Below are 25,527 nucleotides of genomic sequence, written 5' to 3'. Positions count from 1 at the left end.
CGAACCGGGTATGACCCGGACTGCTCGGGTATCCGCGGAGATCAAGGGCACTGTAGGTTCTTGCGCCATGGAGGAGCTGGACCGACAGATCGTGCAGCTGCTCGTCAAGGACGGGCGGATGAGCTACACAGACCTGGGCAAGGCCACGGGCCTGTCCACGTCGGCCGTGCACCAGCGGGTGCGCCGGCTGGAACAGCGTGGCGTCATCCGCGGCTATGCCGCGGTCGTCGACCCGGAGGCCGTCGGCCTGCCCATGACCGCCTTCATCTCGGTCAAACCGTTCGACCCCAGCGCCCCCGACGACATCGCGGACCGCCTCGCCGGTGTCCCCGAGATCGAGGCCTGCCACAGCGTCGCGGGCGACGAGAACTACATCCTCAAGGTGCGCGTGTCCACACCGCACGAACTGGAGGAACTCCTCGCGCGCGTGCGCTCGCTGGCGGGTGTCTCGACCCGGACGACGGTCGTCCTGTCCACGCCGTACGAGGCCCGGCCGCCGCGCATCTGAGACGGGCACGGCGGCGCCGGCGGGCCCGCGTGCCGGCGGTTCCGGATGCCGCCGGCCTGACGGCGATCCCGGCCCGGAGCGGAGGGATCGTGCGCCGGCGGCGGCCCGCGAGGGGCGGCGCATGACGGACGCGCGTGCCGGTTCGGCCGCGGTGAGCCGGACCTGCGTGCGGCCCGGCCCGTCCGGCGCGCGAGACTGTGGGGCATGAGTGAACGCACCGCCCCGCCGCACACCGTCCTGCTCCGCCGCGGAGAGGTCCACAGCCCCGCCGATCCCTTCGCGACCGCGATGGTCGTCGAGCGCGGCCAGGTCGCCTGGGTCGGCTCCGAGGGCGCCGCCGACGCCTTCGCGGACGGCGTCGACGAGGTGATCGACCTCGACGGGGCGCTGGTCACCCCGGCGTTCACGGACGCGCACGTCCACACCACGGCCACGGGTCTCGCCCTCACCGGCCTCGACCTGTCCACCGCCTCCTCGCTCGAGGCCGCGCTGGTCCGCGTACGGGAGTTCGCCGCCGCCCGCCCGGACGACCGGGTGCTGCTCGGCCACGGCTGGGACGCCGCCCGCTGGCCCGGCGGCCGGCCCCCGACCCGTGCCGAACTCGACGAAGCCACCGGCGGCCGTCCCCTCTACCTGAGCCGGATCGACGTCCACTCCGCGGTCGTCACCACCGCGCTGCTCGACCTCGTCCCGGGCGAGGTCCCCCGCGAGGACCGCCCGCTCACCGGGGACGCCCACCACGCCGTCCGTGCCGCCGCCCTGGCCGCCGTCACACCGGCCCAGCGCACCGAGGCCCAGCGCGCCGCCCTCACCCACGCCGCCTCGCTCGGCATCGGCACGGTCCACGAGTGCGGCGGCCCGGAGATCTCCTCCGAGGACGACTTCACCGGGCTGCTGCGGCTCGCCGCCGCGGAATCCGGCCCGCGCGTGGTCGGCTACTGGGCCGAACGGGACGTGGCCAAGGCCCGGGAGCTGGGCGCGGTCGGCGCCGCGGGGGACCTGTTCGCCGACGGCGCCCTCGGCTCGCACACCGCCTGCCTGCACGAGCCGTACGCCGACGCCGACCACACCGGCACCGCCCACCTGGACGCCGCCGCCGTCGCCGCCCATGTCGTGGACTGCACCGAGGCCGGTCTCCAGGCGGGCTTCCACGCCATCGGCGACGCCGCGGTGAGCGCCGTCGTCGACGGGGTGCGCGCCGCCGCCGAGAAGCTCGGCCTCGCCCGCGTCCGGGCCGCCCGCCACCGCGTCGAGCACGCCGAGATGCTCACCCCCGAGACCGTCGCCGCCTTCGCCGAACTCGGCCTGACCGCCTCCGTCCAGCCCGCCTTCGACGCCCTCTGGGGCGGCGAGGACGGGATGTACGCCCGGCGTCTCGGCCCGGAGCGGGCCCGCTCCCTGAATCCGTTCGCCGCGCTGCTGCGCGCCGGTGTCCCGCTCGCCTTCGGGTCCGACAGCCCGGTCACGCCCCTGGACCCCTGGGGCACGGTCCGGGCCGCCGCCTTCCACCGCACACCGGAGCACCGCGTCTCCGTGCGCGCCGCGTTCACCGCGCACACGCGCGGTGGCTGGCGTGCCGTCGGACGCGACGACGCGGGCGTTCTGGTGCCGGGGGCGCCCGCCGACTACGCCGTCTGGCGTACCGGACCGCTCGTCGTCCAGGCGCCCGACGACCGGGTGGCGCGCTGGTCCACCGACCCCCGCTCCGGCACCCCCGGCCTGCCCGACCTCACTCCGGGGCGCGACCTGCCCGTCTGCCTGCGCACCGTGGTCGGCGGGCGCACGGTCTTCGTACGGCCGGGCGAGTGATCTGCGCGGGTGGCACGGTGGCGGGCATGCGCCGCACCCCTGTCACACGACCTGCGCATCCACCCGCTGACCAGGCATTTGAACCACATTACGCAGGTCGGACGACTGTTGACAGACGGCCGCAGGGGGCCGGTAGGTTCGGCCGGGTCCACCACCGGACGCCCGACCGGGGAGCTTCCGGCCACGCGCGTCAGCGCCGCTGGGTCAGGGACGGTGTGCCGCACCGGGGCACCGTCACTGGGAGCCAGGCCCAGCGTCGGCGCCGCGCCGAGGGAACATTCCGGCCGGTCGGGGAGGTGGGACCCGGGTGGGGCCCGGGCGCTCAGTAGACAACGGCCTCAGCCGACCCGCAGCCGGCGGGTCCGGGGCCGGCCCGAAGGGCGCCGGGCCCCCATCCGCTGCCGTACGCCGTACCCTCCCGCACACCGAGGGACCGCTCCTACCCGATCCTCGGCAGACGACACCACCATACGAACGTCCTGTCACGTCGGCGCAGACCGTGAGCACTATGGTGGGACCCTGCGCACAGGAGATGAAGGGGCAGCAGTGAACGACGGCGACGGGACCCTCGCGGCAGGAGCCCAGGGGAGGAGCTTCGGCCCGCTCGGCACGGCTTTGGTGATCATTCCTACCTACAACGAGGCGGAGAACATCAAGGCGATCGTCGGCCGGGTGCGCAAGGCCGTTCCCGAGGCGCACGTTCTCGTGGCCGACGACAACAGCCCCGACGGCACCGGCAAGCTGGCCGACGAACTGGCCGCCGAGGACGACCGGGTCCAGGTGCTGCACCGCAAGGGCAAGGAGGGCCTGGGCGCCGCCTACCTCGCGGGCTTCCGCTGGGGCATGGAGCACGGCTACGGCGTACTGATCGAGATGGACGCCGACGGTTCCCACCAGCCCGAGGAACTGCCCCGCCTGCTGACCGCCCTCAAGGGCGCCGACCTGGTGCTCGGTTCGCGCTGGGTGCCGGGCGGCCGGGTGGTGAACTGGCCGAAGTCCCGCGAGTTCATCTCGCGCGGGGGCAGCCTCTACTCGCGCATGGCGCTCGATCTGCCGCTGCGCGACATCACCGGCGGATTCCGCGCCTTCCGCCGCGAGACCCTGGAGGGACTCGGCCTCGACGACGTGGCCTCCCAGGGCTACTGCTTCCAGGTCGACCTCGCCCGCCGCGCGGTCAAGGCCGGCTACCACGTCGTCGAGGTGCCCATCACCTTCGTCGAGCGTGAACTCGGCGACTCCAAGATGAGCCGCGACATCCTCGTCGAGGCGCTGTGGCGGGTCACGGCGTGGGGCGTGGGGGAGCGGGTCGGCAAGGTCCTGGGGCACGGCGACGAGAAGCACCCCAAACCGTAGGCGTACGACCGCGGCACCGGGCGCACGCGCGGAAACGGCGGACCGGCGCGAAGCGCCCGGCCGTCCCCTTATCCCGCGCTGAGCCCGGCCCAGGCACACTGGGAGCATGACGACTGGCGCTCAGACCCCGTATCCCGCCCGGCCCCGGCGCTCCCGGCTGCGCACGTTCCTGCCGCTGGCCGCCGCCGCGTGGCTCGTGCTGGAGGTCTGGCTGCTCACGCTGATCGCCGGGGCGTCGAACGGGCTGGTGGTCTTCCTGCTCCTGGTGGCCGGCCTGGTCCTCGGCTCCGTCGTCATCAAGCGGGCCGGCCGACGGGCCTTCCAGAGCCTCACGGAGACGCTGCAGCAGCAGCAGAGCGGGGTGACTCCCGCGTCCCGGCCGAACAGCGAGGGCAACGGCCTGATGATGCTGGGCGGTCTGCTGCTGATCATCCCGGGGCCCGTCTCGGACGCGCTGGGACTGCTCCTGCTGGTGCCGCCGGTCCAGAAGGCCGTGAGCCGCTACGCCGAGCGCACCTTCGAGCGCAGGCTGCGCGAGGCGGCGCAGGGGTCCCTGGGCGACGCCTTCCAGCAGGCCCGTATCCACCGCCCCGACGGCAAGGTCGTCCAGGGCGAGGTCGTCCGGGACGAGCCGGGACACGCACCGGGGGACGCTCCGCAGGGACAGCGCCCGCCCCTCTCGCGCTGAGGGCGCCCGAGCGACGAACGCGCCTCGAGCGGCGAACAGACCGACAGGACCGGCAGACGGACAGGACCGCGGGCGCCGTACGAGAGAGTACGGCGCCCGCGGTCCTGTACCGATGTGCGCTGTGATTCCGCCCGAGCCCTGTCGGGATCAAGCCGTCGGGATCAAGCCGACTTGCGGCTGTCCCGGGGGTGAACCGCGATGTTCATCGCACCGGAACGCAGAACGGCGAGACGCTCCTCGAGGACCTCTTCGAGCTCCTCTCGGGTGCGCCGCTCCATCAGCATGTCCCAATGCGTACGCGCGGGCTTGGCCTTCTTCTCCTCGGGGCCGTCGCCGTCCACCAGGAGTGCCTGGGCACCGCAGACCTTGCACTCCCACTCCGGCGGGATCTCCGCCTCGACCGAGAAGGGCATCTCGAAGCGGTGCCCCTTCTCGCATGCGTACTCCACGGCCTGGCGCGGGGCCAGGTCGATGCCGCGGTCCGTCTCGTAGCTGGTCACCACGAGGCGCGTGCCGCGAAGAGCTCGCTCACTCATGAATCGTGCCTCCCGGGCTGGTCGCCCACAGGACAGGTGTCGCTGTCGTCGTCATCCGGTCAACGTCCGGTCGGCGGTAAAGATTCCCGTTCCGGGTCATGCGTCGCCGTCGTAGCCGCAGCCTTGTCAACCAGTGCAGTACCCACCGGCGCCCGGTTTGTCACGTCTGCTAGCAGATGTGACACCGCGTTTCGGCATCTTTGACGCGCAGTAACGGTACGCCTGGTAGGCCAAACGCGTACACTACCGCCCTTTCGCGTCCAGCGCTAAATCCTCTTGGGGACCGGATTGCCCGCGTCGGTGATCGCCCGCCGCACCGGAACCCGCGCGAGCAGCACGAACCCGAGCACGAAGAAGCCCACCAGCGAGATGATCGCGTCCCGGTAACTGCCCGTCAGCTGGTAGGTGAGCCCGAACAGCAGCGGCCCGAGCCAGCTCATCCCGCGGTCGCTCATCTCGTACGCCGAGAAGTACTCGGCCTCCTTGCCGGGCGGTACGAGGTGGGAGAACAGGGACCGGGACAGCGCCTGGCTGCCGCCGAGGACCAGCCCGATCCCCGCGGCCAGGACGAAGAACCACACCGGGGCCCCCGCGGGCAGGAAGTACCCGGCGGCCAGCGTCAGCGTCCAGGCGACCAGCGAGCCGAGGATCGTGCGCTTCGCCCCGTACCGCCGGGCCAGCCGGCCCAGCGCCAGCGCGCCGGCCACGGCCAGCACCTGGACCAGCAGCACGGCGACGATGAGCGTCGACTGCCCGAGCCCCAGCTCCTTCGAGCCGTAGACCGAGGCCTGCGAGATCACCGTCTGGATGCCGTCGTTGTAGACCAGGTAGGCCAGCAGGAAGGAGAGCGTCAGCGGGTGGCGGCGCATGTCGCGGACGGTCGCCGCGAGCTGCCGGAAGCCCGGCAGGGCGGCCGCCTCCCGCGCGGGGGCACGGCGGTCGCGCAGCCGGCGCAGCGGTATCAGAGCGAAGGCGCCCCACCACAGACCGGCCGACGCCAGACAGATGCGGACCGCCGTGCCCTCGGAGACCCCGAAGGCGTCGTGGCCGGTGTAGAGGACGAGGTTCGCGACGAGGACCAGGGCCCCGGCCGCGTATCCGAAGGCCCAGCCGCGGGAGGAGACCGCGTCCCGCTCCTCCGGCGGGGCGATCTGCGGCAGGTACGAGTTGTAGAGCATCATCGCCACGGACTGCGCCGCGTTCGCCACGATCAGCAGCGCCCCACCGAGCAGATAGCGCTCACCGTCGAGGAAGAACATGCCCGCCGTCGCCGCGGCACCCGTGTAGGCGGCGGCCGCGAGGAGCGGCTTCTTGCGGCCGGTGCGGTCGGCGGCGGCGCCCACCAGCGGCATCACCAGCACGGCCAGGATCACCGACAGGGACACCGCGTACGCGAAGAAGGAGCCCGCGCGCACCGGGACGCCCAGCGGATGGACGAACCCCTCCGCGTCCGCGGCCGACTCGGCCACCGACGTCAGATAGGGGCCGAGGAACACGGTGAGCACGCTCGTGGAGTACACGGAGCACGCCCAGTCGTAGAAGTACCAGCCGCGTTGCTCGCGCCGCCGGTCGGCGGCCTCGTCCGCCGCCGGTGACCGCACGGTGTCGGTGCCCACCCGTGCCCCTCGCTTCCCCGTGAACGCGCGGAGCCGTCGGGGACCGGGTCTCAGACCCAGACGCCGCGGTCCTCCATGACCTTGCGCAGTGTGCCGATGTGATCGGTCATGATGCCATCCACTCCGAGGTCCAGGAGCCGGTGCATCCGGTCGGGTTCGTTGACCGTCCACACGTGCACCTGCAGCCCGCGCGCGTGGGCCGCGCGCACGAAGCGGTGGTCCACCACCTGGATGCCCGACTGCATCTCGGGAACCTGGGCGGCCACGGCCGACCGGCGCACCGCGGCCGGCAGCCCCCACGACCGCAGCCGCAGGTTCAGCACGCCCCGCGTCCCGTACGACGTGGCCAGCCGCGGACCGGCCAGCCGCTGGGCGCGCACCACGCGGGCCTCGGAGAACGAGCCGAGGCAGATCCGGTCCCAGGCGTTCGCGCGCTCGACCAGTTCCAGGAAGGGCAGGAGGGCCGCTTCGGCCTTGACGTCGACGTTCCAGCGCACCCCGGGGAAGGCCTCCAGGAGTTCCTCGAACAGGGGCACCGGTTCCTCGCCCGCCACGCGCGCGCGGCGCACGTCCCGCCACGGCAGGTCGGCGATCCGGCCCGCGCCGTCCGTCACCCGGTCCAGGGTCGCGTCGTGGAAGGCGACGAGCCGGCCGTCGCGCGTGGCGTGCACGTCGGTCTCGATGTACCGGTAGCCCGCCTCGACGGCGCGTCGGAACTGGCGCACGGTGTTCTCCAGGCCGTCCGCCGCCCCGCCCCGGTGGGCGAAGGCGATCGGGCCGGGGTGGTCGAGGTAGGGGTGGCGTATCCGCGGGGTCACGGACGCAGTATCGCCCGCCGTGGTTGACCCGTGGCAACGACCGTGCCGCCGCCGGATGCCGAGGGGACGGCGAACACGCGCAGGAACAGCTGGGCGAGCGGACCGATGGTCACCGCGTACAGCAGGGTGCCGACGCCGACGGTGCCGCCGAGGACGAAGCCGGTGGCCACCACCGTGATCTCGATGGCCGTGCGGACCAGGCGGACCGACACCCCCGTGCGCTGGTGCAGCCCCGTCATCAGCCCGTCGCGCGGGCCCGGGCCGAAGCGCGCCGCGATGTACGACCCGGTCGCCGCGCCGTTCAGCACGATGCCCGCCGCCATCAGCGTCGCGCGGGCGGCGAGGCCGTGCGCGTCCGGCACCACGGCCAGCGTCGCGTCCATCACCGCGCCGATCACCAGGACGTTGGAGACCGTGCCCAGACCCGGCCGCTGACGCAGCGGGATCCACAGCAGCAGCACCACCGCGCCCACGACGGTCAGCACCACGCCCATCGACAGCCCCGTCCGCTCGGACAGGCCCTGGTGCAGCACGTTCCACGGCTCCAGGCCGAGCCCCGACCGCACGAGCAGCGCCGAACTCGCGCCGTACAGCGCCAGTCCGGCGTACAGCTGGAACAGCCGGCGTGCGAGATGCCCGTGCCGGGACGACTGGCTGGACAAGGTATGCCCCCCTGTGGTGGAAGTGGACCGATGCATGACACCCTGTGGCGTGGACGGGGACGTCATCCAGGGCCAATTCGGGGAAGGTGGACTGATTCTCATGGCGCAGTGGACCTCGGCGGTGGGTGCCGCACAGCTCGCCCGGCTGCTCAACTCCCAGCAGGACCGTCCGGCCGGCCCCGGAACCCGCCGCCCGCCCGCCTACCGCGCGCTCGCCGACGGCATCCGGCTGCTGGTGCTCGAAGGGCGGGTACCGGTCGCCGCGCGGCTGCCCGCCGAACGGGAACTCGCCCTCGCCCTGTCCGTCAGCCGCACCACCGTCGCCGCCGCCTACGAGGCACTGCGCACCGAGGGATTCCTGGAGTCACGGCGCGGCGCGGGCAGCTGGACCGCCGTCCCGGCCGGCAACCCGGTGCCCGCGCGGGGCCTCGAACCGCTGCCGCCCGAGGCCCTCGGCTCGATGATCGACCTCGGCTGCGCCGCGCTGCCCGCACCCGAACCGTGGCTCACGCGTGCCGTGCAGGGCGCCCTGGAGGAGCTGCCGCCGTACGCGCACACCCACGGCGACTATCCCGCCGGGCTGCCCGCGCTGCGCTCGATGATCGCCGACCGCTACACCGCGCGGGGCATCCCGACCATGCCCGAGCAGATCATGGTGACGACCGGGGCGATGGGCGCCATCGACGCCATCTGCCACCTCTTCGGCGGGCGCGGCGAGCGCATCGCCGTCGAGTCGCCGTCCTACGCCAACATCCTCCAGCTGATGCGGGAGGCCGGCGCCCGGCTCGTCCCCGTGGCCATGGCCGAAGGGCTCGACGGCTGGGACCTGGACCGCTGGCGGCAGGTGCTGCGGGAGGCGGCGCCCCGGATCGCGTACGTCGTCGCCGACTTCCACAACCCGACCGGTGCGCTCGCCGACGAGGACCAGCGGCGCCGGCTGGTGGACGCGGCGCGGTCGGCGGGGACGGTGCTGGTCGCCGACGAGACGATGAGCGAGCTGTGGCTCGACCCCGATGTGGAGATGCCGCGCCCGGTGTGCGCCTTCGACCCGGCCGGGTCCACGGTGATCACGGTCGGTTCGGCGAGCAAGGCCTTCTGGGCCGGGATGCGCATCGGCTGGGTGCGCGCGGCCCCCGACGTGGTCCGCAGCCTGGTCGCCGCGCGCGCGTACGCCGACCTGGGCACACCCGTGCTGGAGCAGCTGGCGGTGAACTGGCTGTTCGGCACGGGCGGCTGGGAACAGGCCGTCGAGGCGCGGCGCGCGCAGGCCCGGGAGAACCGGGACGCGCTGGTCGCGGCGGTGCGGCGGAAGCTGCCCGGCTGGGAGTTCGAGGTCCCGCGGGGCGGGCTCACGCTGTGGGTGCGCACCGGCGGGCTCTCGGGCTCACGGCTGGCCGAGGCGGGGGAGCGGGTCGGGGTGCGGGTGCCGTCCGGGCCGCGCTTCGGGGTCGACGGGGCGTTCGAGGGATACGTGCGGCTGCCGTTCACCGTGGGCGGCGCGGTGGCGGAGGAGGCCGCGGTGCGGCTGGCCGCGGCGGCACGGGTGGTGGAGACCGGCGGGACCTCGGGGGCGGAGGCGCCGCGCACGTTCGTGGCGTAGCCGGCGGCGCGTGCTAGGAGGACTCCGCGACCGCCGCCTCCTTGGGGACCGCTGCCGTGGCGACGTCCTCCGGGACGGCGGCCTCGGCAGGCACCTTCTCCGAGGCGACCTCCACGGGGGACGGCTCGTCGGGGAGCGCCTTCCCGGGCAGCGCCTTCTCCACCGGCTCCTTCTCCACCGGTTCCTTCTCCAGAGGCACGGGCTCCGCGGGCAGCTTGTCCGGGAGCACCGCCCCCACCGGGACCGCTTCCGGGTCCGCCCGCTCCGGGAACGGCCATGACGGGGCCGCGTCCTCCGCCGGAGCCGTGCGCGGCGGCAACAGGTCCAGTACGGCCTGCCGGTGGGCGTCGCTGGTGGCGTCGTCGTACGGGTCCGGCGTGGCCGGTACCTGGAGGCGGTGGACCGGTCCCACGCCCAGGCGGGCGTAACCGCGGCCCGCGGGGACCTGGTCGACGGGGGTGGTGTGCGGGGGCGCGCCCAGGACGGCCTCCAGCTGCTCCGCCGTCGCGGGGCCGAGGACGACACGCGCGCGCGTGTGCTGCCGTACCGGGGCGCTGAGGGTCTCCAGGCTGTCCAGCTGATCCGCGACGACCACGGTGACGTTCGCCGGGCGGCCGTGCCGCAGCGGGACGTGGAGCAGCGACTGGGGATCCTCACGGCCCTCCGCGGCGGCCAGGTGCGTGAACGCGCTCGGCCGGTCCAGCAGGATCCACAGGGGCCGCCTGGTGTCCTCGGGCGGCGGATCGCCCGCCTGATGGGCACGGTTCGCGGCGCTCAGCCGGCGCTCCGTCTCGTGCGCGGCCCACTCCAGGCTCGCCAGCGCCCCCGTCAGCCCGCACTCGACGGCGAGCACGCCGTCCCGGCCGGTCAGGCAGGCGTACTCACCGGTGCCACCGCCGTCGACGATCACCACGTCACCGTGGTGGAGGGCCTGGAGGGCGATGGAGCGCAGCAGGGTCGAGGTGCCGCTGCCCGGCTGGCCGAGCGCGAGCAGATGGGGCTCGGTGGAGCGGATGCCGGTGCGCCAGACGACCGGTGGAACGTCGCGCTGCTCCTCGCCGTGGGTGAGCGGCAGCGTCCGCCGCACCCGGATGGGGTCGGTGAAGCCGAGGACCGTCTCGCCGGGGGACGTGACGAAGGGCTGGGCGGCGATGTCGGTGGGCAGGGGCGCGAGGACGCGGACCGTGAGCTGGTTGCCCTCCTCGTCCCACGCGAAGTGGTACTCGCGACCGCGCCCCGACTTGGCGCTGAGCAGGTGCTCGATCCGCGCCCGGGACTCCGGCTCGCCGTCGGTGAAGTAGGCGGGATAGCTGATCACCAGGTGCGTGATGCGGCCGGTGTCGTCGAACTCGTACTCGGGGAAGGCCTTCCCCCAGTCGCCGCCGTGGGCGTAGAGCGGTTCCGGGTCCTCGGCGACCGAGAAGTACGGCACCAGGGCCTCGTACAGCGACTTCAGGCGCCGGATCTGGGCCTCGTCGGGTCCATCGGGCGCCACCGGGGCGCGGTCCCGGCCCTGCCAGGCCGCCACGGCCATCAGGGTGATGACGGCGAGCAGCGGGCCGTACGGCGCGAGCGCCACGACCAGCACGACCGACGCCACCAGGAAGAGCAGCGCGCCGCGCCTGTCCTTGGGCGTGTCGGCCCACCTGCGCCGCCCGGCCGAGGCCAGCCGGCGCAGACCGCGCGCGATGGTGATCAGCGGGTGGAGGACGTCCGTGGCGCTGTCGGCCGCCGTCCTGACCAGCTCCCGGCTCCGGGCGAGCTGTGCGCTGCCGTTGCTCAGAATGTGGGGGAGGGGGCGCCGGGCCACTGCTGCCTCCAGAAGGTGGGTACGGGCGGGGCGTGGAGAGACGGATCAGAACTTGAATCCGCCCAGGAGGCTGGCCAGGCTTTCGCCGCCGGCCTTGATGCTGGGGGCGATGGCCGTACTGGCCAGATAGAAGCCGAACAGCATCGCCACCAGGGCGTGCGACGCCTTCAACCCGTCCTTGCGGAAGAAGATGAAGACGACGATGCCGAGCAGGACCACGCATGAGATCGAGACGATCATGTGAGTTCTCCTGGTTCACGGGGACAGTCACCATGAGTACTTCCAGGATCACAGGATGTGTCTATAGGATAAAAGGTGCAACTGGGTGGATTTCTGATGTTTTCCCCCGATTGGGGTAATGTCCTGGGGCTGCTCGTCCGGCCCGCGGGCCGGTGCCCTTGCGTCCGGGCGGGTCTGCCGTGATCTTTACCTCGGGCACATCGGGTCATGTGCCGCGCGAGCCAGTACCCTGGCGATTCACCCGTACGGCTCTGCACCGCTCGCAGACGTACGTCCTGTCCCCGATGCACGAAGTGCTGCGTAGTGAGAGGCGGTCCGGCCGATGACTGAAGCCCCCGACCCCGAGGTCGTGGAGCTGGCGACCAAGATCTTCGATCTGGCCCGGCGTGGCCGTACCGAGGAACTGGTGGCCTACGTCGACGCGGGAGTGCCGGCCGATCTCACCAACGACCGGGGCGACTCGCTCGTGATGCTCGCCGCCTACCACGGCCACGCCGGGACGGTGCGCGCGCTGCTGGAGCGCGGTGCCGACGCCGACCGCGTCAACGACCGGGGCCAGACCCCCCTCGCGGGGGCGGTCTTCAAGGGGGAGGCCGAGGTGGTCGAGGCCCTTCTGAAGGGCGGCGCCGACCCGTCCGCCGGCACCCCCTCGGCCGTCGACACGGCCCGGATGTTCGGTCGGACGGAACTGCTCGACCTGTTCGGCGAGCACTGAGCGACACGCTCTGACCAGCGAAGACACGGAAAACGGGGGAGGCGGTACAGGGCCGCCGAAATTTCGGTCGCGGGAGATGTGACCGCCGGGTCATCATGACGACGTGATTCACGGACGCGATGGCTGGGCAGGTGTTGCCGCACCGCGCGGGCCGTGATGCGGTCCGCATGGGCCACCGACGAGAGGCAGAGAGAGATGGTCTACAGCAAGCAGGAAACGGCGGGCGCCCCGACGCGTTGTCACGCGGCCAGGTAATGCACGTCCCCGGTCGCGTCGACGCTTGATGTGAGGCTGTTTCCCATGTTCGATCCGGTCATAGCGCCCAGCGGTACGCTGCTCGGCCTGCTTCAGCGGGGTCGTGGCGACGGCACGCTGCACGCGCTCACCGCTCCGCGCGCCGAAGCGCTCGCGGCGCTGAACCACTGCGTGCTGCGCGACCCGCGCCACGACTGGCAGGTGGAGAACCGCTCCCTCTACTACGCCCGCCTCTACCTCGATCTGCACGGCGAACTGGACGCGATCGAGGCCCATCTCTTCGACCCCGAGGACGTCCTCGACACCGACGAGTCGCGCACCGGACTCGCCCTCGCGGTCCTCGGGCACCTCGCCTCCTACGGCAGGCGGGACGCGCTCGCGCTGTTGCGCAGGTACGCCGCCCACGGCACCAACTGGGCCTGGGCCCTGGACGAACTCGCCCTCAGGGACGACGACGCGGGCCTGCGCGCCCTCGCCGCCCCGGTGCTGGCGCGGTTCGCCACCGACGCCGAGGGCGAAGCGGAACTGGCCGCCACCGTCCGCGACGCCTTCGAGCCGCGGCCATGGCGCCTGTGGGCCGACGATCCGCGCGCATCCATCGCCGCGCGCGTGCGTGCCGCCCGGGAGGCCGGCTGTTTCGACCGCTGGCAGCGGCAGATGCGCCCCACCGGGCCCCGCCCCGGGTGGAGCGTGCGAGCCGTGTTCGAGTGGGCCCAGCAAGGCGTCGAACGCGGCGCCGCGCTCCATGTCCCGGCCGCCCGCTGTCTCACCGCCGTGGCGGGCCCCGAGGACCGGCCCGAGATCGTCCAGGCCGCCAAGGACGGCACCGAGGGAGCCCGGTGCACCGCCCTGCGGTACCTCGCCGACAGCAATGATCCCGACGCCCTCGAGCTGATCGAGGGCGCCGTGGCCACGGGCTCGCCGGCCGTCGTGGAGGCCGCCGTCGACGCCTTCGAGCGCATGCGCAGTCTCACGGCCGTCGACCGGGCGCGCGGCTGGGCCCGCCGACCCGACGCGCTGGGCGCCGCCGCCGGCCGCGTCCTCGCCTGCCGGGGCGGGATCCAGGACCGTGACCCGGTCCTCGCGGCGCTCCGCGAGGCGGTGCGGGGGGAGGGGCCCGACGCGCCCACCCTGTGGACCCTCGTCGACGGCGCCGGACGCCTCGGCATCACCTGCGCCGCCCCCGTGCTCCGGCACGTCTACCGCGAGACCGCCTCGTCCCATCTGCGGGGCCGGGCCGCGCGCGCCCTCGCCGCCACCGACCCCTCCTTCGGCACCGGCTTCGCCGTCGAGTGCCTGTGGGACTGCGAGGAGTCCACCCGCGAGATCGCCGCCCGGCACGCCGAGACCGGGGACACCCGGGTCGTCGAGCGCCTGCGCCGGCTCGCCGCCGACCCGGCCGAGGAGGCCGAGGTGCAGACCGCCGTGCGCAGCCGGATCGGCCCCGAGGAGACCGCCGTGTGACCCGCCCGGACGCGCGCAGGGTGAACGGGGGATGACCCGCGGGTCAGGTGCGCGTGCATGCCGTCCGGCCTGCCCGGGTGCGCGGTGCAACGCTCATGGCGCGTTCCCCGCGCGGAAAGATCCACGTTGACGTGACCACGTCCGGTGCGGCGACAACACCGGTATGCGTGTCGTCATCGTGACCGAATCCTTCCCTCCCGATGTGAACGGCGTGGCCCACTGCGCGCTCCAGACCGCCCGGCACCTCGTCGACCGCGGTCACACTCCCGTCGTCGTCGCCCCCGCCCCCGTCGGCAACGCGCCCGACGACCGGGCACCGTGCCCCGTCGTCCGTGTCCCCTCCCTCCCGCTCCCCGGCTACCCCCAGGTCCGCGTCGCCCTCCCCAGCCGCCGTCTCGCCGCCGCGATCGCCGGGCACCGGGCCGACATCGTCCACCTGGCCGGCCCCTTCGTCCTCGGCGTGCGCGGCATGGCGGCCGCCGCCCGCCTCGGCCTGCCCGCCGTCGCCGTCTACCAGACCGACCTCGCCGGATACGCCCGTACGTACATGGGCGCGGGCGAGGCGGCGGCCTGGCGGCGCCTCCGTTCCGTGCACGCAGCCGCCGACCTCACCCTGGCTCCGTCCGGCGCCGCCCTGCGCGACCTGGAGGCGCACGGCGTACCCAGGGTCAAGCTGTGGCCGCGCGGTGTGGACACCGCCCGTTTCCGGCCCGGCCTCCGCGACGCGGCGCTGCGCCGCGCGCTCGCCCCGAACGGCGAACTCGTCGTCGGCTACGTCGGCCGGCTCGCCCCCGAGAAGCAGGTCGAGCTGCTGGCCGGGGCGTGCGCCCTGCCCGGGGTGCGGGTCGTGGTCGTCGGCGACGGGCCCAGCCGGCCGGGACTGGAGCAGGCGCTGCCCGGCGCGGTCTTCCTGGGGCGCCGCACCGGCGACGAACTCGCCCGGCTCTTCGCCTCGCTGGACGTCTTCGTGCACACCGGACCGTTCGAGACCTTCTGCCAGACCGTGCAGGAGGCGATGGCGAGCGGTGTGCCCGTGGTGGCGCCCGCGGTGGGCGGCCCGCTGGACCTGGTCGCGCACGGGCGCACCGGACTGCTCGTACCACCGCGCGACGCCACCGCCGTACGCGACGCGGTGCGGGCCCTGGCCGCCGATCCCGGGCGGCGGGCCGCATACGGCGCGACCGGACGCGCGATGGTCGAGGGGCGCACCTGGGCCGCCGTCGGGGATCAGCTGATCGGACACTACGCGGATGTGCTCGCCGGACGCAGGACGGCGGTGGCGGCATGAACGGGATGCCGGCGGACGGCCGTTCGCCGTGGACCACCGGTCCGGTGCACCCCGGCGGTCGGGCGCGGACCGACGGGCCGCTGCGGATCGTGCGCCTGGCGAACTTCGTCGCACCCGCCTCCGGCGGGCTGCGCACCGCGCTGAGGGAGCTCGGCAAGGGCTACCGTGCGGCAGGGCACCAGCCCGTGCTCGTCGTCCCCGGTGAGCGGGAGAGCGACCGCGAGACCGAGCAGGGGAGGGTGATCACGCTGCCGGGCCCGCTGCTGCCCGGCACCGGCGGCTACCGCGTCCTCACCGACAGGGCACGGATCACCGGCCTGCTCCAGGAACTGGCCCCCGACCGCCTCGAGGTGTCCGACCGTACGACCCTGCGCTGGACCGGCAAGTGGGCCCGGCGGGCCCGGGTCCCGGCGGTCATGGTCTCCCACGAGACCGCCGACGGAGTGCTGCGCACCTGGGGACTGCCGGAGGGCGCCGCCCGGCGCACCGCCGACGCCCTCAACATCCGTACGGCCCACACGTACGCGCGTGTGGTGTGCACCACCGAGTTCGCCGAGCGGGAGTTCGTCCGGGTAGGGGCCCGCAACGTCGTCCGCGCCCCGCTGGGCGTCGACCTGGTGGAGCGGCACCCCGCCCTGCGCGACCCGGGACTGCGGGCCCGGTACGCGCGCGCGGCGGAGACGCTGCTGGTGATGTGCTCCCGGCTGTCCCCGGAGAAGCGGCCGGGCACGGCGCTGGACGCGCTGGAGGCACTGCGGCGGCGCGGGCGGCGGGCGGTGCTGGTGGTGGCCGGCGACGGGCCGCTGCGGGCGCGGCTCGCACAGCGCGCGCGGGAGCGCCGGCTGCCGGTGACCTTCCTGGGCCACGTCCGCGACCGGGCGTTCCTCGGCGCGCTCCAGGCCTCCGCCGACGTGTGCCTGGCACCGGGGCCCGCCGAGACCTTCGGGCTCGCCGCGCTGGAGGCGATGGCGTGCGGCACGCCCGTCGTGGCGAGTGCGTCGTCGGCCCTGCCGGAGGTGATCGGCGCGTCGGGCGCGGTCGCGGAGGACCGGGGCGAGGCCTTCGCGGAGGCCGTCGAACTGCTCCTGGAACGGCCGGGGCCGGACCGGCGCGCGGCGGCCCGCGCGCGTGCGGAGCGTTTCGGGTGGGACATCTCCGTGGCGGCGTTCCTCACGGCCCATGACGCGCCGGTCACCGTGCGGCAGGCGGCGGGCCCGGTCCGGCCCGCGGCACCGGGCGAGCAGGAAGGCGCGGCTCCGGTGCGGTCCGCCGTACGGCCCGCCGTATCCGGGGGGCTCTCATGAGATCCCCGCGATTCGTGGCCCTCGGGGACTCGCTGACCGAGGGCGTCGGGGACCGCGTCGGCGGTGGGTGGCGGGGCTGGGCGGCGCTGCTCGCCGAGTCGCTGGGCCCGGAGCCCGCGTGGTTCACCAACCTCGCGGTGAGCGGGGCGCAGACGCGCGACGTGCTCGAGGGCCAGCTGCCCGCCGCGCTGGCGCTGCGGCCCGACCTCGTGTCCGTCGTCGTCGGCGTCAACGACACCCTGCGCCGCACCTTCGACATCCGCGCCGTGGCCGCACGGCTCGACCAGGTGTACGCGGCCTGCACGGGGCAGGGCGCCGTCCTGCTCACCGCGTGCCTGCCCGACCCCGGCGCCGTGCTGGGACTGCCCGGGGCGCTGGCCCGCCCGCTGGCCCGTCGGCAGCGGGCGGTGAACACCGTGGTCCACGCGCTGTCCGACCGGTACGGCGCGGTACACCTGCACGCGTGCGAGGGCGACTGGATCACCGACCGCGCGATGTGGAGCGCGGACCGGCTGCACCCCGGTGAGCCGGGGCACCGGCAGCTGGCCCTGCGGTTCCACGCGCTGCTGGCGGCACGCGGGGTCGCGACCGGCCCCGCGCCGTCGCCCGAGCCCGAGTCCCCGGCGCCCACCCCGACGGCGAGCCTGTGGTGGCTGGCCACGGCCGGCACCGGCTGGGTGGCCCGTCGGTGCACCGACCTGCTGCCGCAGCTGCTCTCGCTCGCCGCCGACGAGATGCGGCACCGCGCGCGGGGCACGAGCATCCGGCTGGACCTGCGGGCCGGTGCCGCCGTGTCGGCGGCACTGGCCGCGCTGTCCCCCGGGGAGCAACGGCCGGACACCGCCTGAGCGTTCAGCGGCGGCGTACGGCGACGAAGCGGACCGGGGTGCCGGGTGCCGCCTGGGCGGCGGCCGGGAGGTCGGCGGGGCGGACGACCGCGATCACGGGGTAGCCCCCGGTGGTCGGGTGGTCGGCCAGGAACACCACCGGCCTGCCGTCGGGCGGCACCTGGACCGCCCCCAGCACCATGCCCTCGCTGGGGAGTTCGTCCGGCCGGGCCCGCTCCAGGGCCGGCCCGGTCGTGCGCAGCCCGATGCGGTTGCTCGCGGGGGACACGTGGTACGCGCGGGACGTGAGGACCCGGACCGCCGCCGGGGTGAACCAGTCGTCGCGCGGGCCCGGTGTCACGCGCAGGACGAGTTCGTCCGGGGGCGCCGGCTGCGGGGCGACGTCCACGCGCGCGTGCTGTCCTCGCGGCACCCCGAGAGGGAGGACGGCGCCGTCCGTGAGGGGGGCCGGGCCCAGACCCGAGAGCAGATCGGTGGAGCGGCTGCCGAGCACCGGCTCGACGGCGATCCCACCGGAGACGGCGACATAGGCGCGCACACCCGCCGTCACCGTTCCGACGTCCAGGACCGCCCCGGCACGCACGCGTACCGGGGCGCCCCAGGCGGCCGGGCGTCCGTCCACCGTGACGGGGCAGGGAGCACCGGTGACCGCCACGGTGACCGTCGAACGCGGGCGCAGCGAACAGCCGTTGAGGGTCGTCTCCAGGACGGCGGCGTCCGGCGGGTTGCCGGCCAGCCGGTTGGCGAGCGCCGCCGCGGGCCCGTCCAGCGCCCCGGAACGGGGCACGCCCAGGTGAGCGTGTCCCGGGCGGCCCCGGTCCTGCACGGTGGTCAGGGCTCCCGCTCGGACGACGGCGAGCGCACGGTCCGTCATGCCGCCGGCTCCGTCGCGGCCACGGGTACGAACCGCACGCGCGTACCGGGGGAGAGCAGCGCGGCCGGCACGCGCGCGTGGTCCCACAGCACGAGGTCGGTCGTGCCGATCAGCTGCCAGCCGCCCGGCGAGGACCGCGGGTACACCCCCGTGTACGGCCCCGCCAGCGCCACCGAACCGGCCGGCACGGCCGTGCGCGGAGTCGGCCTGCGGGGCACGTCGTAGCGCGGCGGCAGCCCCGTGAGGTAGCCGAAGCCGGGCGCGAAACCGCAGAAGGCGACGCGGAACTCGGTGCCCGCGTGGATACGTGCCACCTCCCGCGCGGGAACGCCCCAGTGCGCGGCGACGTCGGCGAGGTCCGGGCCGTCGTAGCGCACCGGGATCTCGACCGTCTCCGGCGCGCCCGGGGGCGCGGGCGGCAGTGCGCGGGCGGTGAGCTCGGCGGCCAGCCGGGCGGGGTCGGACAGGCCGTCGAGCAGGACCGTGCGCGCGGCCGGCACGATCTCGCCGACCGGCAACGAGCCCTCCGCGCGGCGCCGCAGCAGCTCCGCGTGGAGCGCCCGGGCCTCGTCGCCCGAGGAGACCTCGACGAGCAGGGCGTCCTCGCCGACGGGCAGCACCCTCATGCGAAGGCCTCCACCCGGACCCCCGACGCCTCCAGGCCGCCACGCACCCGACGCGCCAGGTCCACCGCGCCGGGCGTGTCGCCGTGCAGGCACAGGGAACGCGCCCGCACCCGGATCCGTCGTCCCGAGTGCGCCTCGACCTCGCCGGAGCGGGCCAGGCCCACCGAACGGGCCACGACGGACTCGGGGTCGGTGACCACGGCACCTTCCTGGCGGCGCGGCACCAGGGTGCCCTCGTCGGTGTACGCGCGGTCGGCGAACGCCTCCGTGACCACCGGCAGCCCCGCCTTCCCGGCCAGTTCCAGCAGCCGCGAGCCGGGCAGGCCGAGCACGGGCAGCGTGGCGTCCGCGAGGACCACCCCGTCGACGACCGCGCCGGCCTGCTCCTCGTCGCGGACGACCCGGTTGTACAGCGCCCCGTGCGGTTTGACGTACGCCACGCGGGCGCCCGCCGCGCGGGCGAACACCTCCAGGGCACCGATCTGGTAGGCCACTTCGGCCGCCAGTTCGGCCGGCGGCACCTCCATCGCGCGCCGCCCGAACCCCGCCAGGTCCCGGTAGGAGACCTGGGCGCCGATGCGCACCCCGCGCTCGGCCGCGAGCTCGCACACCCGGCGCATGGTGGTTGCGTCCCCCGCGTGGAAACCGCAGGCCACGTTGGCGCTGGTGACGACGGACAGCAGCCGTTCGTCGTCGGTGAGCCGCCAGCGGCCGAAACCCTCGCCGAGGTCGGCGTTCAGATCGATGGAGGTCATGGAACCCTCGTTTCTCCTTCTCGGGCCGCGCGGGACCGTCAGGCCACGCGGAACTGCTCGTCGCGGGCGTCGCTGAGGAACATCTGCCCCGGTGCGTGGGTGATGGCGAACGGCGGACGCGAGGCCATGACCGCGGCCTGCGGGGTCACCCCGCAGGCCCAGAACACCGGGATGTCGTCCGGCTCGGAGTCCACCGGGTCGCCGAAGCCGGGGCGGCCGAGGTCGTCGATGCCGAGCGCCGCGGGATCACCGCAGTGCACGGGACCGCCGTGCACCGCCGGCAGCAGGCTGCTCTCCCGGATCGCCGCCGAGAGGTGGGCGGGCGGCACCGGCCGCATGGACACCACCAGCGGCCCGCGCAGCCGCCCCGCCGGACGGCACTGCCAACTCGTCACGTACATGGGAACGTTGCGCCCCTGCTCGACGTGCCGGACCGGAACACCGGCCGCCGTCAGGGCCCACTCGAAGGTGAAGCTGCAGCCGATCAGGAACGACACCAGGTCGCCGCGCCAGTGCGCCCGTACGTCCGTCGGCTCGTCCACCAGCTCGCCGTTCTCCCAGACCCGGTAGCGCGGCAGGTCGGTGCGCAGGTCCGCGCCCTCGGCGAGGACGGTGGTGACGGATCCGGCGTCGGTGACGTCGAGGACCGGGCAGGGCTTGGGGTTGCGCTGGCAGAACAGCAGCATGTCGTACGCCCAGTCGGCGGGCACCGAGATCAGGTTGGCCTGGGTGTGGCCCGCGGCCACGCCTGCCGTGGGGCCGGCCAGTCCCTCCCGGAAGCGGGCCCGTGCCGTTCGAGGGGTCCACGCGTGCGCGTGCTCGTCGACGAGGGCCACGGGGCGGTCGCCCACGTCGGTCGGCGGGCGGTCGTCGGTGTGGTTCACTCCAGTTCCTTTCCGCGCGTCTCCGGCAGCCCCAGCAGCGCCAGGGCCGCCAGGCCGTAGCCGATCGCGCCGAAGACCAGCGCCCCGCCCACGCCCCAGCTGCCGGCGAGGAAGCCCACGGTCGTGGGGAAGACGGCGCCCACGGCACGTCCGGTGTTGTACGTGAAGCCCTGTCCCGTGCCGCGCACCGCCGTCGGGTACAGCTCGCTCAGATAGGAGCCGAAGCCGCTGAAGATCGCCGACATGCAGAACCCGAGCGGGAACCCGAGCACGAGCACCAGGGTGTTCGCACCGCTCGGGATGTTCGTGTACGCGACGATGCAGATCGCCGACAGCAGGGCGAAGAGCCAGATGTTGCGCCGGCGGCCCAGCCGGTCGGTGAGGTGGCCGCCGGTCAGGTAGCCGATGAAGGCACCCGAGATCAGGAACGTCAGATAGCCGCCGGTGCCGACGACCGACAGGTCGCGCTCCGTCTTCAGATAGGTCGGAACCCAGGTGGCCAGGGTGTAGTAACCGCCCTGCACGCCGGTGGAGAGCAGCACGGCGAAGAGCGTGGTGCGCAGCAGCCCCGGCGCTCCCTCCCGGCCCGGCCGGAAGATCGCCGCGAACGAGCCCCGGTGGGCGCTCTTCTCCCGCGCGGCGGCCGCCTCGGGCGCGTCCCGCACACTGCGCCGCACCCACACGACGAGCAGCGCCGGCAGCGCACCGGTCCAGAACATCACGCGCCAGGCCAGATCGTCGTCGACGAACGAGAAGATCATCGTGTACACGATCACGGCCAGCGCCCAGCCCACGGCCCAGGAGCTCTGGACCGCGCCGAGGGTGCGGCCCCGGTGCCTGGCGCTCGCGTACTCGGCGACCAGGATGGCGCCGACCGCCCACTCGCCGCCGAAGCCGAGGCCCTGGAGGGCCCGGAACACCAGCAGCGTCTCGTAGTTGGGCGCGAAGCCGCAGGCCACGGTGAACACCGCGTACGTGATCACCGTCAGCAGCAGCGCCTTCACCCGGCCGACGCGGTCCGCCAGCACGCCGGCGAGGGCACCGCCGACCGCGGAGACCACCAGCGTGACGGTCGTGAGCAGGCCGGTCTGGCCGCTGTTCAGACCGAAGTACGCGGACAGCGCGACCATGGTCAGCGGCAGCGTGAAGTAGTCGTACGAGTCCAGGGCGTAACCGCCGAACGCGCCGCCGAAGGCGCGCCGGCCGCGCGGTCCCAGCGCACGCAGCCAGCCGAACGCTCCGTCGTCGCCGGCGCGTCCGGTCCGCGCGGGGCGTGGTCGGTCGGTCAGGGCCTGCGGTGGAGGGGTCGTGCTCATGGGCACCTCGCAGTGGGAGGACGGAGGGTGCGGGAAGAGATGAGCCGTGCCGTGCCGTGGTGCGGAAGCGGTCGGCGCCCCGAGGCCGGGAGGCGACGCCGTGCCGAGCACGGTAGAGGATCGTTGAACGATCCTTCAATACCCGTGTTGTCACGTCCTTCCGTGTGCGATTGAATTCCGGGCATGGCAGAGGAGCTGAGGGGACTGGCCGACGACCGTGCCCTGCTGGGCCGTACCAGCACGGCCGAGCGGGTCTCGGACATCCTCAGGAGCCGGATCGCCGAGGGGTACTTCCCGCCCGGGACACGGCTGTCGGAGGACAGCATCGGCGGGGCGCTGGGGGTTTCCCGCAACACGCTGCGCGAGGCGTTCCGGCTGCTCACGCACGAGCGGCTGCTCGTCCACGAGTTGAACCGGGGCGTGTTCGTCCGGGTGCTGACCGTCGAGGACGTCGAGGACATCTACCGCACCCGGCGGCTCGTCGAGTGCGCCGTCGTGCGCGGCCTCGGCGAGCCTCCGTACGGACTGGACGCGCTCGCCGAGGTGGTGGAGGAGGGCCGCCGGGCGGCGCGCGAAGGTGACTGGAAAGGTGTGGGTACGGCCAACATCCACTTCCACCGGGAGCTGGTGGCCCTCGCCGCCAGCGAACGCACCGACGAACTGATGCGCAGCGTCTTCGCCGAACTGCGGCTCGCCTTCCACGTGGTGGACGAGCCCAGGCGGCTGCACGAGCCGTACATCGCGCGGAACGCCGAGATCCTCCAGGCGCTGCAGGCCGGTGACCGGGAGAAGGCCGAGCAACTGCTCGCGGCGTACCTCGACGTCTCGCTGGAGCGGGTGGTGGAGGTGTACCGGCGCCGGGTCGGGGAGGACGGGCAGGGCGGCTGAGCCACGGCGGTCCGCGGCGGCGGAACACGGGTGTGACAACCGTGCCGCCGGGGCGCACCTGCCTCGTTTGGGCCGTTGTCAGACCGAGGACCTAGTCTGTGAACCGTGACTTCGCCTGCATCGACGGACAGTGCTCCGCCCCAGCTCAGCGCGGGGCCGCGGCCCGCGCCGGGCCCGGCCGCCGACGAAGGGCTGGCACGTCGGCTGCGCGCGCTCGCCTGCACCGCGCCGCTGCACGACCTGGACGCGCGCAAGGCCAACCTGGCCGGTGAGTACTCGGTGTACGGCATGGCGGAGATCGCCCTGGCCGCCATCGACCTCGTCACGCTGAACATGGACTTCGACACGGGCGCGGACCACGACCAGATCGTCGCCCGGCTCGTCCCGCGCATCGCCGCCCAGGCCCCGCGCCGTTCCGCCGCCGAGCACGAGCGGGTGGCCCGCTGGGTCCTGGAGAACCTGATCAACGTCGGCAGCGTCGACCGCGGCTTCCGCGCGGTGTACGGCGTGTTCGAAGCGGACGGCACCTATGTGCGCCGCGACTACGACTTCAAGCTGATCGAGGAGGTCCCCGGCCCCGGCGGCACGGTGTACCTGCGGACCACCGACGAGGCCGTCAACGTCCTGGTCGGCGCCCTGGACACCGACGTCACCAGCGCGCAGATCGCCGCCGAGGTCAAGCTGGAGGTGCTGATCAGCCGCGGCCGGCTCGCCGACGCCCAGCTCGCCGCGGAACAGGCCCGCTACCGGACCGTGCAGTACTCCGAGACCCTGCGCCGGGCGCTGGAGGCCACCCGGCGCAACGTGCGCGCGGTGGACTGGCTGAGCGCCGTACCCGACATGATCGCCGAGGCCCTGGAGCACGTGGCGGACCGGTACCGCCACGAGAACGCGATCCTCACCAACATCCGCAAGGCCCGCGACGAGTCCGAGGACCCCGAGCACAAGCGGCGGGCCGCCGAGCTGGTGGACATCGTCAAGGACTGCATCCGGCGGCACACGCAGCTGCAGTCCCGGCTGCTGGAGGCCGGCCCGCTGTTCCGCGCCGAGCAGGACCGGCAGGCCTTCGCCACCCCCACGGCCGCATCGGGCACGGACCTGTACGGCCATCTCCTGGCGCCCCTGCTGCCGCTGCCCGTGGAGCAGGCGGCCCGGGTCACCGGCGCCTTCTTCGCCCACGGCACCGGACTGCGCACCCCGGTGTCCGTCCGGGTCGCCGACCTCGTCGAGATCCTGCTGACGCCGCCCGTGGAGCGGGAGCACCTCGGCGCCGAGATGCCGGAGCCCGACCTCATCGCCACACCGGACGACAGCCGCTTCAGCGAGGAGCAGCTGGCGGCCGCCACGGCGCTGCTGGACCTGCCGGCCGACGCACCGCGCCGGCTGTCCGGACTGCTCGCCGACGCGCGCCGCCAGGACCCCGAACTGCCTTATCTGGTCGCCCTGCTGGCGATCCACGCCGCCAGCCCGCCGGTCGGCACCGCCTACCGCCAGGGCGAGCGGAAGCTGCTGTTCGCCGTGGACGACGGCACCGAACTCGACGACCCCGAGTTCGGCGGGGCCGACCTCATCGTCGGCACGGCGCTGCTGGACGCGGCGGGGATGGCGGCGGACCGGACGGAGGCGGCGTGATGGTTCCGCAGAAGGACGGCCGCGAGTCCGCGGGGGCCGGCCGGGCCCACGCGGCGGGGCCGCGATCGACCCCGCCCCGCGCCCCCGGAGGAGCCGACCGCACCGTTGTTTTCAAGAGCAAGGAGCCGAAACCGTGACCGAGCACGTCGAGTGGAGTGAGCCGGAGGCCGGAGCCACACCGGCCGGTGCCGCCGTCACGCCCGCCGACGCCGCCGACGCGGCGCGGCTCGTCGCCTTCGGCCTCCAGCCCAAGCTCCAGCCGGCCCGCGACCAGGAGTACGCGGACCTGCTGCGCCGCTACCGCGAGGACCCGCCGTTCGCGCGGCTCGCCGACGCCGTGGCCACCGGCCTCGGACTGATCGTGCTGGAGGTGTCCCCGCGCGCGGGGATGGCCGTGACCGCCGCCGAGGACTCCGTGTTCGCGGTGCGCATGGGCGACTACGCGCGGCGCGCCTCCGCCGACGGCAGTGACCGGTTCCTGCACGGACTCGCCCATCTCGCCGTCGCCGCCATGGCCTTCCCGCGCCCGGAGGACCTCGCCGACGACGGCTACATCGGGCGCGTCACGGTCAACGGCGTCGACGCCTTCGTGCGCCAGGCCTGCCACCGGCTGGAGGAGCGGGCCGCGGAACAGGGCGAGAACACCGACCCGGTCAGCGACGCCCCCGGCCTGGAGGCCGCCTGGCGGATCTGGGCCAGACGCAGCGCGACCGGAGCCACCAAGGACGCGCGCCGGCTCGCGGGATCGACCACCGGCATCGTCGCCAAGGCCGTCGCCTTCCTCACCGACTCCGGCTTCCTGCAGCGCACCGGCGACGACAACGGCGGCACGTACCGCACCACGGCCCGCTACCAGCTCCAGGTGCGCGACATGGCGGGCAGCGCCGCCATGGCCGAGCTGCTGGAACTGGGCGTCGTCCCGGTCACCGACGGCACGCCCACCCTGCTGCCCCCCGAGGACGCCGACGCCCTGGAGCTCGTCGCCGACGCCGGCCTGCCGTTCCACTCCTCCTGAACTCCGCCGTTTCACGAAGCCTT

24 protein-coding genes are annotated in these 25,527 nt (G+C 74.1%); 13 read left to right on the top strand and 11 right to left on the bottom strand.

From position 1 onward, the window contains the following. Positions 1–67 precede the first annotated feature (67 nt). From RIM90_RS01860 to fxsA, 4 genes are all read left to right on the top strand, one after another. Positions 68–508, top strand: a complete 441-nt coding sequence (locus tag RIM90_RS01860; RefSeq protein ID WP_030867874.1) for an Lrp/AsnC family transcriptional regulator — start codon at positions 68–70, stop codon at positions 506–508. 204 nt (positions 509–712) lie between these two features. Continuing rightward, entirely contained in the window at positions 713–2,317 is a 1,605-nt protein-coding gene (locus RIM90_RS01855; protein ID WP_309058717.1) for an amidohydrolase, read from the top strand. Between the two features lie 546 nt (positions 2,318–2,863). After that, complete coding sequence (locus RIM90_RS01850) at positions 2,864–3,670, top strand: polyprenol monophosphomannose synthase (RefSeq protein WP_309058716.1); 807 nt, start codon at positions 2,864–2,866, stop codon at positions 3,668–3,670. Positions 3,671–3,776: 106 nt separating this feature from the next. Next, positions 3,777–4,358, top strand: a complete 582-nt coding sequence (gene fxsA / locus RIM90_RS01845; protein WP_309058715.1) for an FxsA family membrane protein — start codon at positions 3,777–3,779, stop codon at positions 4,356–4,358. 161 nt (positions 4,359–4,519) lie between these two features. On the opposite strand, the gene RIM90_RS01840 is transcribed toward fxsA, so the two are convergent. From RIM90_RS01840 to RIM90_RS01825, 4 genes are all read right to left on the bottom strand, one after another. Then, positions 4,520–4,894 (bottom strand): RNA polymerase-binding protein RbpA, encoded by a 375-nt coding sequence (locus tag RIM90_RS01840; protein WP_003977404.1) that lies wholly within the window; start codon positions 4,892–4,894, stop codon positions 4,520–4,522. A 266-nt stretch (positions 4,895–5,160) separates the two neighbouring features. After that, entirely contained in the window at positions 5,161–6,510 is a 1,350-nt protein-coding gene (locus RIM90_RS01835; protein ID WP_309058714.1) for an MFS transporter, read from the bottom strand. 50 nt (positions 6,511–6,560) lie between these two features. Then, entirely contained in the window at positions 6,561–7,328 is a 768-nt protein-coding gene (locus RIM90_RS01830; protein ID WP_309058713.1) for a glycerophosphodiester phosphodiesterase, read from the bottom strand. Continuing rightward, a complete protein-coding gene (locus tag RIM90_RS01825; RefSeq protein ID WP_309058712.1) occupies positions 7,325–8,026 on the bottom strand; it encodes a hypothetical protein in 702 nt (233 codons plus the stop codon). The genes RIM90_RS01830 and RIM90_RS01825 overlap by 4 nt, the downstream gene beginning before the upstream one ends. Positions 8,027–8,090: 64 nt before the next feature. On the opposite strand from RIM90_RS01825, the gene RIM90_RS01820 reads away from it, so the two are divergent. Next, a complete protein-coding gene (locus RIM90_RS01820) occupies positions 8,091–9,590 on the top strand; it encodes a PLP-dependent aminotransferase family protein (RefSeq protein WP_309058711.1) in 1,500 nt (499 codons plus the stop codon). A 13-nt stretch (positions 9,591–9,603) separates the two neighbouring features. Here RIM90_RS01820 and RIM90_RS01815 read toward each other — a convergent pair whose 3' ends face one another. Then, the gene (locus RIM90_RS01815; protein WP_309058710.1) at positions 9,604–11,400 is read right to left on the bottom strand and encodes a hypothetical protein; all 1,797 of its coding nucleotides are present in this window, start codon (positions 11,398–11,400) and stop codon (positions 9,604–9,606) included. A gap of 45 nt (positions 11,401–11,445) precedes the next feature. Further along, positions 11,446–11,640 (bottom strand): hypothetical protein, encoded by a 195-nt coding sequence (locus tag RIM90_RS01810; RefSeq protein WP_309058709.1) that lies wholly within the window; start codon positions 11,638–11,640, stop codon positions 11,446–11,448. A 322-nt stretch (positions 11,641–11,962) separates the two neighbouring features. Between RIM90_RS01810 and RIM90_RS01805 the strand changes: the two genes are divergently transcribed. The 5 genes from RIM90_RS01805 (at position 11,963) to RIM90_RS01785 (ending at position 17,514) form a co-directional block, all read left to right on the top strand. Next, positions 11,963–12,355 (top strand): ankyrin repeat domain-containing protein, encoded by a 393-nt coding sequence (locus tag RIM90_RS01805; RefSeq protein WP_309058708.1) that lies wholly within the window; start codon positions 11,963–11,965, stop codon positions 12,353–12,355. A 300-nt stretch (positions 12,356–12,655) separates the two neighbouring features. Then, the gene (locus RIM90_RS01800; RefSeq protein WP_309058707.1) at positions 12,656–14,074 is read left to right on the top strand and encodes a HEAT repeat domain-containing protein; all 1,419 of its coding nucleotides are present in this window, start codon (positions 12,656–12,658) and stop codon (positions 14,072–14,074) included. A gap of 163 nt (positions 14,075–14,237) precedes the next feature. Beyond that, entirely contained in the window at positions 14,238–15,362 is a 1,125-nt protein-coding gene (locus tag RIM90_RS01795) for a glycosyltransferase family 1 protein (RefSeq protein ID WP_309058706.1), read from the top strand. A gap of 5 nt (positions 15,363–15,367) precedes the next feature. Further along, the gene (locus RIM90_RS01790) at positions 15,368–16,666 is read left to right on the top strand and encodes a glycosyltransferase (RefSeq protein WP_375165385.1); all 1,299 of its coding nucleotides are present in this window, start codon (positions 15,368–15,370) and stop codon (positions 16,664–16,666) included. Beyond that, positions 16,663–17,514, top strand: a complete 852-nt coding sequence (locus RIM90_RS01785; RefSeq protein ID WP_309058704.1) for an SGNH/GDSL hydrolase family protein — start codon at positions 16,663–16,665, stop codon at positions 17,512–17,514. The genes RIM90_RS01790 and RIM90_RS01785 overlap by 4 nt, the downstream gene beginning before the upstream one ends. 4 nt (positions 17,515–17,518) lie before the next feature. On the opposite strand, the gene RIM90_RS01780 is transcribed toward RIM90_RS01785, so the two are convergent. From RIM90_RS01780 to RIM90_RS01760, 5 genes are read right to left on the bottom strand one after another with little or no spacing between them, the layout of a single operon-like run. Continuing rightward, complete coding sequence (locus RIM90_RS01780) at positions 17,519–18,388, bottom strand: biotin-dependent carboxyltransferase family protein (RefSeq protein ID WP_309058703.1); 870 nt, start codon at positions 18,386–18,388, stop codon at positions 17,519–17,521. After that, entirely contained in the window at positions 18,385–19,014 is a 630-nt protein-coding gene (locus RIM90_RS01775) for an allophanate hydrolase subunit 1 (RefSeq protein ID WP_309058702.1), read from the bottom strand. Before RIM90_RS01775 ends, RIM90_RS01780 begins: the two co-directional genes overlap by 4 nt. After that, entirely contained in the window at positions 19,011–19,769 is a 759-nt protein-coding gene (locus RIM90_RS01770) for a 5-oxoprolinase subunit PxpA (protein WP_309058701.1), read from the bottom strand. The genes RIM90_RS01775 and RIM90_RS01770 overlap by 4 nt, the downstream gene beginning before the upstream one ends. A 38-nt stretch (positions 19,770–19,807) precedes the next feature. Beyond that, positions 19,808–20,653 carry a putative hydro-lyase gene (locus RIM90_RS01765; protein ID WP_309058700.1) on the bottom strand — a complete coding sequence of 282 codons (846 nt, stop codon included), beginning with the start codon at positions 20,651–20,653 and terminating at the stop codon, positions 19,808–19,810. Beyond that, positions 20,650–21,969: an MFS transporter gene (locus RIM90_RS01760; protein ID WP_309058699.1), complete on the bottom strand. Its 1,320-nt coding sequence runs from the start codon at positions 21,967–21,969 to the stop codon at positions 20,650–20,652. Before RIM90_RS01760 ends, RIM90_RS01765 begins: the two co-directional genes overlap by 4 nt. A 183-nt stretch (positions 21,970–22,152) precedes the next feature. Here RIM90_RS01760 and RIM90_RS01755 point away from each other — a divergent pair, with 183 nt between their 5' ends. From RIM90_RS01755 to RIM90_RS01745, 3 genes are all read left to right on the top strand, one after another. Beyond that, positions 22,153–22,857 carry a GntR family transcriptional regulator gene (locus RIM90_RS01755; RefSeq protein WP_309058698.1) on the top strand — a complete coding sequence of 235 codons (705 nt, stop codon included), beginning with the start codon at positions 22,153–22,155 and terminating at the stop codon, positions 22,855–22,857. Between the two features lie 105 nt (positions 22,858–22,962). Beyond that, positions 22,963–24,489 carry a hypothetical protein gene (locus RIM90_RS01750; RefSeq protein WP_309058697.1) on the top strand — a complete coding sequence of 509 codons (1,527 nt, stop codon included), beginning with the start codon at positions 22,963–22,965 and terminating at the stop codon, positions 24,487–24,489. Between the two features lie 133 nt (positions 24,490–24,622). Further along, positions 24,623–25,504 carry a hypothetical protein gene (locus tag RIM90_RS01745; RefSeq protein ID WP_309058696.1) on the top strand — a complete coding sequence of 294 codons (882 nt, stop codon included), beginning with the start codon at positions 24,623–24,625 and terminating at the stop codon, positions 25,502–25,504. Positions 25,505–25,527: the final 23 nt, after the last annotated feature.

This window comes from Streptomyces sp. (genome assembly GCF_031181555.1).
Taxonomy (GTDB): Bacteria; Actinomycetota; Actinomycetes; order Streptomycetales; family Streptomycetaceae; genus Streptomyces; species Streptomyces fimbriatus.
This window is presented reverse-complemented; position numbering and strand designations above follow the sequence as displayed.